Source organism: Paracraurococcus lichenis (assembly GCF_030657435.1).
GTDB lineage: Bacteria > Pseudomonadota > Alphaproteobacteria > Acetobacterales > Acetobacteraceae > Paracraurococcus > Paracraurococcus lichenis.
This window is the reverse complement of record NZ_JAUTWS010000029.1, coordinates 62,947-71,662: the sequence shown is the minus strand read 5'-3', so window position 1 is coordinate 71,662 and position 8,716 is coordinate 62,947. Positions and strand designations below refer to the sequence as shown.

Sequence of the window (8,716 nt, the reverse complement as noted above, 5' to 3'; positions counted from 1 at the left end):
GTCGTGTGGTTCACGCCGATCCCGGCCTCTACAATCTTTCTGACCGAACGGTGGTCCGTCATGTAGGACAGGTATTGGCCCCACTTCTCGGGCATCCGAGCGCGGGCCATCGGCGTGCCGGTGAAGATGTTGAAGGTGCGGCGACACTCGGAGATGCGACAACGGAACCGCTGTCGGTCGTTTTTGTCTTTGCCGTGCAGGTGAGCACCCTCAGCCCCGCAATGCGGGCAACACCGCTTGACGCAGACCACTTCCGTGCGGCGGGCCAGGGCCACCTCGGCAACCCGCATGGACGCGACCTCGGCGACGAGCCGTTCGATGGTGATGAGCCGCTCACCCGAGGCCGCCCGGATCGTGGATTCGAGATGGTAGAGACGGCGAGATTCGAGGCTGGACATAGAACATCATGTAGTCAGCCCTCGTCAGATTTTCTCGTCTCCCACACCCAAGTCGAATAGCGCCAAACCCGTTGCAGGCCAAGCCCCTCCGACCCATCGCCGAACGCATGTCGCCTGGGGCGCGCGTCCTCGGGGCGGGCCGCGTGCCCCGGCCTACTGTCCTGATCGAGAAGTACCTAAGGTCACGGTGTGTCAATGCTGAACGAAATTTGTCTCTCCCGCACTTCCCGTGCCGCGGGTCGTCGTTCCGGGGCGGACTGAGTACATCACAGGGGTACGTTCTTCTCCCCTGAAGTCTGGCTGTTGTCGAAGCGTCCTCTTCCGCTCATTCCAGCTGGGCCGCTGGTCCAACGGATCCTGCCCTCCCCCGAACACCTCACTATCGTCGTCGCCCCGCGTGAGCCCTGGGCAGCCTGCCCGGCCTGCGGCAAGCCGTCCTGGCGCGTCCACAGCCGGTACGACCGCATACTCAATGACCCGCCCTGGCTGGGGCAGCCAGTCCGGCTGCACGTTCAGGCTCGGCGTTTCCGCTGCCTGGAGCCGGACTGTCCGCGCCTGACCTTCGCCGAGCGACTGGCCGATGCCGCACCGCCGGCCGCCCGCCGGACAGGGCGGCTGGACGACCTCCAGCGGCATCTGGGCCTCGCCGTCGGCGGCGAGGTCGGCTCGCGGCTGGCGGCGCGTCTGGCCATGCAGGTCAGCGCCGATACCCTGCTGCGGACCGCGCGGCGAACCGGTGCCGTACCGCAGCCGAGGCCGCCGGTGCGGGTGCTGGCCGTCGGCGAATGGGCCTGGCGCCGTGGCCACCGGTACGGGACGGGGTTCATCCAGTAGCCCATCCGTGCGCAGTCGGGCGAAGCGCTCGCGCCATTTGCCGACCGTGTGCTTGGCGATGCCGAGTTCCGTTGCAATCGCGCTGTTGCTCAGCCCAGCGGCCGCCTGCAGCACGATGCAGGCGCGCAGAGCAAGGGCCTGCGCCGTCTTGCGCCGCGCCCAACTCTCGAGTTCAGTCCGCTCCGCCTCGCTCAGGTCCAAAATCGTCGGCACTCGGTAGGGCATCTGCGCCTGTGCATCAGCCCTACTACTTTGCCGCTTATTTCGAAATCGATACGATCAGCGCAGGTGCGGCGGTCGGAAGCGCGAAGGAAAGCCTCGGGGTGGGCGGGATCGACAAAGTGCATCTCGATGCCCTGATCCTTCGACGTATTGGCGAGGAGGTTTCAGGTGCCGCCAAGGGGGGCGGTGGACGAGACGATAGTGTCGCCGGCACGCGCCAAGTCCTGCACCGCGAAGGCCGAAATGGCCTGGCCGGAGCCGACCGCCGGCCTCCAACTCGCCGCGCTTCAGCAGGCTCCACAGGAGGACGCCACGTCTCGTTCTGCTGAGGCTCGCAGCAAATCGGACCCCATTGCCGACGGAGGCCGCATCTTGCGTCAGACTGCCTTCCGCAGATTCCAGAACAGCGAAAAGCCATTCAGGACATCACTGACCGAGCTGCGATAGGCGGTCCGCGCCAGCATCTGGCCAAGCGGGATATAGGGCAAGTCGGTGAAGGCTTGGCGCTGTATCTCGGCCGCGATGCGCCGTTGCGCCGCCTCATCCGCCTCCCTGATCCATGCATCGCGCAGGTTTTCAAGGGCCGGGCTGGTCGGCCAGCCCCTGCCGGCCGCCGTACCATTGGCCCTGAGGGATGAGTTTACGGCCGGATTGAGCATGTCGAGTCCGGACCAGTAGGTGTGGAATACACTCCATCCTCCCTGATCGACCGGGTCCTGCTTCGCGTTGCGCTGGAGCAGCGAGCCCCAGTCCATCGCCTGGTAATCCACGTTGAAGCCGATGCGCTTCAGCAGATCGGCGCCGACATCGCCCAGGGCCTTCAGCGTCGGGAAATCGGTGGGGACCATGACGACGACCCGCTCGCCCTGGTAGCCGGCGGCCTTCAGGGCCGCCTGCGCCTGCGGCAGGCTGCGGGGGGCTGTGATAGCGTCGAGCCCATCGGCGCTGGCCATCGGGGTTTCAGGGCAGAAGAAGCCGACACCCGTGCGGGCAGCATCCGTGACCGCACCAGTCACCGCCGCCATGAAGTCCGCCTGCGACACGGCCAGCAGGATCGCGCGCCGGATCGCCGGGTTGTTGAACGGCGGCTGGAGGTGGTTCATCCGCATGATGCCGATATAGCCGGTCGGATCAGGTACCGTGACGCGAATGCCACGGTCCCGCGCCAGGAGCGGCAGAAGGTCGAAGGTCGGCGCCTCCCACCAATCCACTTCACGTGCGCGGAGCGCCCCGGCCGCGGTGGCGGCATCGGGCAGAACCTGCCACTCGATGCGGTCGACAAAGGCGCGCTTCGGGCCGGCGATGAAACTCGGCACACCGGTCTCACGCGACTGGTACCGCTCGAACCGGGCATAGGCGACCCGGGCGCCGGCCACCCTCTCATCGGCCAGGAAGCGGAAGGGACCGCTGCCGACCATCTCGGTGACCTGGCGGAACGGGTCGGTGCGGGCCAGCCGCTCCGGCATGATGGCGCAGATCGGCGACCCGGCCTTGCCGAGCGCATAGGGCAGCAAGGGGAAAGGGTGCTTCAGGCGGAACTCGATTCGGCGGTCGTCGAGCGCCGTCAGCGCCTCGGTCGCGGCCATCAGCGACAGGCCGAATGCGTCACGGCCCCCCCAGCGCCGGATGCTGGCCACCGCATCCCGGGCAAGGACCGGCTCACCGTCATGGAAGACGAGGCCGGGCCGCAGCGTGAGGGTCCAGCGCAGGCCGGCATCGGCAACGACATGGCCCTCGACCATCTGCGGCTGCGGCTGGAAGCCGTCATCCAGACCGTAGAGCGTATCGAAGACCATCAGCCCGTGATTGCGGGTGACATAGGCCGCAGTCCAGATCGGGTCGAGGATGCCGAGATCGGATTGCGGCACAAAGCGCAGCGTCGCGGCATCGCCGGCCCGCGCCAGCCGCGGCGCCGACAGGGCGGCGCCGGCGGCGAGCAGCAGGCGTCGGGACAGCATCAATTCGGCCTCCAATGCCCGTCGGCCTGCAGCTCAGCGGCGACCTCATCGAGCGCGCCGCGCACGGCGGCGATCAGCTCCGCGATCTCCGGAGGCTGGATGATCAGCGGCGGGCAGACTGCCAGGGCATCGCCCCGCAGGCCGCGCAGGATCACCTGGCGGTTCAGCACGGCATTCTGCAACCGGGCGCCGACGCCGAGCTTCGGGTCGAAGGCGGTCTTGCTGGCCTTCTCCGCCACGGTTTCCACGGCCGCGATCAGGCCGATGCCACGGACATCGCCCACCAGGGGATGGTCACGCAGCGCCCGCAGCCCGTCCTGGAGCAGCGGCGATACCTGGGCCATATGCCCGAGGATGTCGGTCTCCTCGTAGATCTTCAGCGTCTCGAGCGCGACGGCGGCACAGACCGGATGGGCGGCATAGGTCACGCCATGGGCGAAGACGCCGTGCTCCCGGCCATGGGCCAGCATGGCATCGTGGATGCGGCCGGAGAGCATCACGCCCGAGATCGGCAGGAAGGAGGCCGATAGCGCCTTCGCCACGGTCAGCATGTCCGGCTGCAGCCCGAATTGCTCCGATGCGAACATCGTCCCGGTCCGGCCGAAGCCGCAAATGACCTCGTCGACGATGAAAAGGATCTCGTGCCGGCGCAGCACCTCCTGAATCGCCGCGAAATAACCGCGCGCGGGGACGAAGACGCCGCCGCCCCCGGTGACCGGTTCGGCGATGAAGGCGGCGATGGTCCCGGCGCCCTCGCGCAGGATCAGGGCTTCCAGCTCGGCGGCGCGGCGGGCGACGAAATCCGCCTCGCTCTCCCCCGCCTCTCCGTCATGCCAGTAGCTGTGGCTGCCGACATGCAGGAAGCCGTCGAGCGGCAGGCCGAAGCCGGCATGGTTCGCCGGCTGGCCGGTGGCGCTGGCAGCGGCGATAGTCACGCCATGGTAGCCGCGCATCCTGCCGATGATCTTGCGCTTCGCCGGCTTGCCAATGGCATGATGGTAGTACCAGGCGAGCTTGATCGCCGCGTCATTGGCTTCGGACCCCGAATTGCTGAAGAGCACGCGGGCCAAGCCGGGCGGCGCGATGGCGAGCAGCTTCTCGGCAAGCTCGATCGCCGGCCCATGCGAGCGGTTGTTGAAGATGTGGTAGAAGGGCAGCGCCTGCAGCTGCCGGTAGGCGGCATCGGCCAGCCGTGGCTGGTCGAAGCCGAGCGAGGCTGACCACAGGCCGGCCATGCCCTCCAGATACCAGGTGCCGTCGCTGTCCTGCACGCGCACGCCCTGGCCACGTGTCATCACGATCGGCCCGTCCGACTGCTGCTTGTACAGGTCCGTATAGGGGTGGAGCAGCGTTGCGATGTCGCGCGCCGCCCAGGAATTGGCCTGGACGTTCATCGGGCAGCATCCTTTGACGATGGAGTGGCATCGGCCGGCAGGAAGCCGGCAAGGAAAGCGGAGAGGTTGGCGGCCAGCTTCTCGACGAGATAGCCGCCCTCCTGCACCAGGAGTACCGGGCGCTCGAGATCGGCGATCCAGCGGCCAGCGACCTTGAAGGCTTCGGCGTCGACCGCCTGATTGGCGGTGGGATCGCCGGCCTGCGCATCGAAACCAAGGGAGACGACGAGCGCCTCGGCACCCGATGCTGCGATACGCGCGATGCCGGTCTCAAGCCCGGCCAGCCAAGCGGCGTTGCCGCTGCCGGGCGGCAGCGGCAAATTCAGCGTCCAGCCCTGGCCACGTCCCTGGCCGGTCTCGTCGGCATAGCCGGCATAGAAGGGATAGAGCGTGTTCGGGTCGCTGTGCAGCGAGACGAAGAGCACGTCATCGCGCTCGTAGAAGATGTGCTGCGTGCCGTTGCCGTGGTGGACGTCGATGTCCAGCACGGCGACGCGACCGAAGCCGCGCCCGCGCAGCGTCTCCACCGCAATAGCGGCGTTGTTGAGGAAGCAGAAGCCGCCGGCGAGGTCGGCATAGGCGTGGTGCCCGGGCGGCCGGCAGAGCGCATAGGCCCGGGGTGCGCCCTCCGCCACCAGCGCCGCCGCCTGGATGGCCGCCTGGGCGGAGTCGACGGCGCAGAGCCAGGTATGCTCCAGCACGGGCGCCCCGTGCCCCGCCAGGTACCATCCGGCCTGGCCGGCGATGTCCTGGCTCGGCCGGTCCGCATGCCGCACGGCGAAGGCATGGGCTCGCACCGCGACGTCCTTTGCCCGTGCCGGCGCCGCGCGCCAGCGGTCGAAGGCAGTTTCCAGGAAGCGCCGGTAGTCCTCGGGATGCACCGTCTCGATGGCGCCGGCCTGGCCGGGGCCGACGGGCCGTGGCACTAGCCCGGCCGCCTCGACGGCGGTGAGAAAGGCAGCGACGCGCGAGGGCTTCTCGAAATAGGGCCGGCCGCCGGCTGTGCTGCCGATGACGGCGTCCGGGTCGTGCCTCGCGTGACCTGTGGGGAGGATGACCGGCATCGTCATCGGGATCGAATCTCCTGCAGTGGGATGCCATGACGGCGTGCAAGCGCCGCGCTGGCTCGGAGGCCGTCGGGCATTACGCTCGACACTCCGTCGTGGTATGTCAATAACTCCCTTTTTCTGTCGTGCATATTGCCCCGCCCGGCATGAATTGGCATTGTTCATCGTGATTTTTCACGCGGAGCACGCCATGGGCGTCGAGTTCATCGGCTATGTCGGCCACTTCAATTCGTCGGAGACGATGCGGCGCACCGGGCCCGCCGTGGACGTGCCGCAGATCGAGGCCTCGGCCAAGACGCAGGAGCATGTCGGGTTCGACCGGGTCCTGGTCGCATTTCACTCCAACTCCGCCGAGAGCATCCTCATCGGGCAGCACATCGCCCATGTGACCGAACGCCTGGGGCTGATGATCGCGCATCGCCCGGGCTTCACCGCCCCGACCCTGGCGGCCCGGCAACTGGCGACGCTGGACCAAATCTCGCGTGGCCGCGCCGCGGTCCACATCATCACCGGCGGCAACGACGCCGAGCTGGCGCAGGACGGCGACCATCTCACCAAGGACGAGCGCTACGCCCGCACGGATGAGTATCTCGACATCCTGCGCCAGGAATGGCGTTCGACGACGCCCTTCGACTATGCCGGCCGCTACTACAGGGTGGATCGCGGCTTTGGCGACGTGAAGCCGTACAACGGATCGAGCCTGCCGGTCTATTTCGGCGGCGCCTCGGCGGCGGCGATCCCGGTCGCCGGCAAGCATGCCGATGTCTATGCGCTGTGGGGCGAGACCTATCACCAGGTGCGGGAGCTGGTCGCCCGGGTCCGCGCTGCCGCCGCCCCTTTCGGACGGCAGCCGAAATTCAGCCTGTCGCTGCGTCCCGTCCTCGCCGATACCGAGGCGAAGGCGTGGGCAAAGGCCGATGACATCCTCGAGCGCGCCAAGGCGCTGCGCCAATCCGGCGGAAGCGGCCGTTCGCCGCATAATGCCCGGCAGGATCAGGGAGCGGCGGGGCCGGCAAATGAAGGCTCTCGGCGGTTGCTGGCAGCGGCAGCGCAAGGTGCCCGCCTCGACAAGCGGCTTTGGACCGGGATTGCCATGCTGACCGGTGCACAGGGCAACTCCACGGGCTTGGTCGGCACGCCGGACCAGGTAGCCGAGGCTCTGCTCGACTACTACGACCTTGGCATCTCGACCTTCCTGATACGCGGTTTCGATCCCCTGGTCGACGCCATCCAGTACGGGCGGGAGCTCGTTCCGCGCGTTCGGCACTTGGTCGCCGAGCGCGATGCATCGAAGGTGGCCGCCGTGTAGGAGCGGGCGTCGGCCGACGCCCAGCTTACCGGGCATTGCGTCGCCGCTTCCATGCCGCTTCGCAGCATCCGAAGACCCAGGCCAGGTGCTGCCTAAGGGGCGGGTTGAAGCTCCCGCAAGCCCGGCATCAACAGCCGACGGACCTCGGCCGCGGGATGCGTCCGTGGCAGTCGGGCGCGGCCCGATCCGTAGAGCTTCTCGCGCAAGGTACCGGGCGCATAGCCCGGCTTGAAGCAGCCGCGCCGCTGCAGCTCCGGCACGACCAAAGTGCCGAAATCCTCGTAGTCGCCGGGGAGCAAAGCGTAGCTGAGGTTCAGCCCGTCCACGCCGGACTCCTCGACCCAGCGCTCGATCGCATCCGCCACCTGGCCGGGCGAGCCGACGAAGACCGGCCCACGTCCGCCGATCGCGACATGCTCCGCGATCTGCCGCAGCGTCCAGACTCGATCGGGATCCGTCCTGGTGAAGACATCCAGCGCCGAGTGAATGCCGGCCGATTGCGGCTGGTGCCGCACCGGCTCGTCGAGCGCGACGCGCGAGAAATCGATCCCGGTCCAGCCGGAGAACAGCACCAGCGCACCCTCGATGTCGATGTAGCGGCGGTAGTCGGTGAGCTTCGCCTGCGCCTCCTCCTCCGTCCGTCCGACGATGGTCGTTGCCATGGAGAAGAACAACAGCTCTGCCGGATCCCGTCCGTTCGCGGCGGCGCGCCTGCGGGTGTCCGCCACCAGCGGCGCCAGCGCCTGTGCCGTCGGCCCGCTGACGAAGATGCATTCGGCATGGCGCGCCGCGAAGGCCCGGCCACGGCTCGAGGCGCCGGCCTGGTAGAGCACGGGGGTGCGCTGCGGCGAGGGCTCGGCGAGATGGACGGCATCGGTGACGAAGCGGTTGCCGCGCCGCTGCACCCGATGTACCTTGGCCGGGTCGACGAAGATGCCGCGTGCCTTGTCGCGCAGCACCGCATCATCCTCCCAGCTCCCCTCCCAAAGCGCATAGACGAGATCGAGATACTCATCGGCAATGTCGTAGCGCTCGTCATGCGGGATCAGCCCGGCGCCGGTCGCCCGCGCGCCGCTCTCCGAATGACCGGTGACGATGTTCCAGCCGATGCGCCCCTGCGTGAGGTGGTCAAGCGTCGTCATGCGCCGCGCAAAGGCATAAGGTGGTTCGTGGATGGCATTGCTGGTGATGCCGAAGCCGAGATGCTTCGTTACCGCGGCCATGGCGGAGATTGAGAGCAGCGGGTCGTTCTTCGGGACATGAATGCCACGGCGCAGCGCAGCCTCGATCGAGCCACCATAGACATCGTTGGTGCCGAGGCTATCGGCGATGAAGACACCGTCGAACAACCCCCGCTCCAAGATGCGGGCAAGGTTGGTCCAGAACTCCAGTTGATTATATTCGACCGAGCGGTCTTCAGGATGGCGCCAGAGGCCGGGCGTCTGGTGGACCGGGCTCTGGAGCACGAAGGCGTTGACACGAATCTGCTTCGGCATTGGGGTTCCTTTTGGAGGTTGGAGGGGCTGGATCCCGG

8 protein-coding genes and 1 pseudogene are annotated in these 8,716 nt (G+C 67.7%); 3 read left to right on the top strand and 6 right to left on the bottom strand.

Translation table 11 applies throughout. The features are described 5' to 3' along the window. Positions 1 to 398: transposase (locus Q7A36_RS24365; protein WP_456306821.1), on the bottom strand; the 398-nt coding region annotated here is incomplete at its 3' end. Positions 399 to 701: 303 nt separating this feature from the next. Here Q7A36_RS24365 and Q7A36_RS41640 point away from each other — a divergent pair. Then, entirely contained in the window at positions 702 to 1,232 is a 531-nt protein-coding gene (locus tag Q7A36_RS41640) for a transposase family protein (RefSeq protein ID WP_370655704.1), read from the top strand. Here Q7A36_RS41640 and Q7A36_RS41635 read toward each other — a convergent pair. Next, positions 1,227 to 1,457 (bottom strand): annotated as a pseudogene (locus Q7A36_RS41635) (helix-turn-helix domain-containing protein); the annotation flags it as partial. The gene Q7A36_RS41640 and the pseudogene Q7A36_RS41635 overlap by 6 nt on opposite strands. An 8-nt stretch (positions 1,458 to 1,465) precedes the next feature. Here Q7A36_RS41635 and Q7A36_RS41630 point away from each other — a divergent pair. Next, entirely contained in the window at positions 1,466 to 1,783 is a 318-nt protein-coding gene (locus Q7A36_RS41630) for a hypothetical protein (RefSeq protein ID WP_370655703.1), read from the top strand. 48 nt (positions 1,784 to 1,831) lie between these two features. Here the strand turns inward: Q7A36_RS41630 and Q7A36_RS24350 are convergent, their stop codons facing one another. Genes Q7A36_RS24350 through Q7A36_RS24340 form a run of 3 tightly spaced genes read right to left on the bottom strand, consistent with a single transcriptional unit; the run spans position 1,832 to position 5,876 of the window. Next, a complete protein-coding gene (locus Q7A36_RS24350) occupies positions 1,832 to 3,412 on the bottom strand; it encodes an ABC transporter substrate-binding protein (protein ID WP_305106360.1) in 1,581 nt (526 codons plus the stop codon). After that, positions 3,412 to 4,806 (bottom strand): aminotransferase, encoded by a 1,395-nt coding sequence (locus Q7A36_RS24345; RefSeq protein WP_305106359.1) that lies wholly within the window; start codon positions 4,804 to 4,806, stop codon positions 3,412 to 3,414. Before Q7A36_RS24345 ends, Q7A36_RS24350 begins: the two co-directional genes overlap by 1 nt. Continuing rightward, the gene (locus Q7A36_RS24340; RefSeq protein ID WP_305106358.1) at positions 4,803 to 5,876 is read right to left on the bottom strand and encodes a histone deacetylase family protein; all 1,074 of its coding nucleotides are present in this window, start codon (positions 5,874 to 5,876) and stop codon (positions 4,803 to 4,805) included. The genes Q7A36_RS24345 and Q7A36_RS24340 overlap by 4 nt, the downstream gene beginning before the upstream one ends. A gap of 187 nt (positions 5,877 to 6,063) precedes the next feature. Here Q7A36_RS24340 and Q7A36_RS24335 point away from each other — a divergent pair, with 187 nt between their 5' ends. Further along, positions 6,064 to 7,182 (top strand): LLM class flavin-dependent oxidoreductase, encoded by a 1,119-nt coding sequence (locus Q7A36_RS24335; RefSeq protein WP_305106357.1) that lies wholly within the window; start codon positions 6,064 to 6,066, stop codon positions 7,180 to 7,182. 92 nt (positions 7,183 to 7,274) lie between these two features. Here Q7A36_RS24335 and Q7A36_RS24330 read toward each other — a convergent pair whose 3' ends face one another. Beyond that, the gene (locus Q7A36_RS24330) at positions 7,275 to 8,678 is read right to left on the bottom strand and encodes an LLM class flavin-dependent oxidoreductase (RefSeq protein ID WP_305106356.1); all 1,404 of its coding nucleotides are present in this window, start codon (positions 8,676 to 8,678) and stop codon (positions 7,275 to 7,277) included. Positions 8,679 to 8,716: the final 38 nt, after the last annotated feature.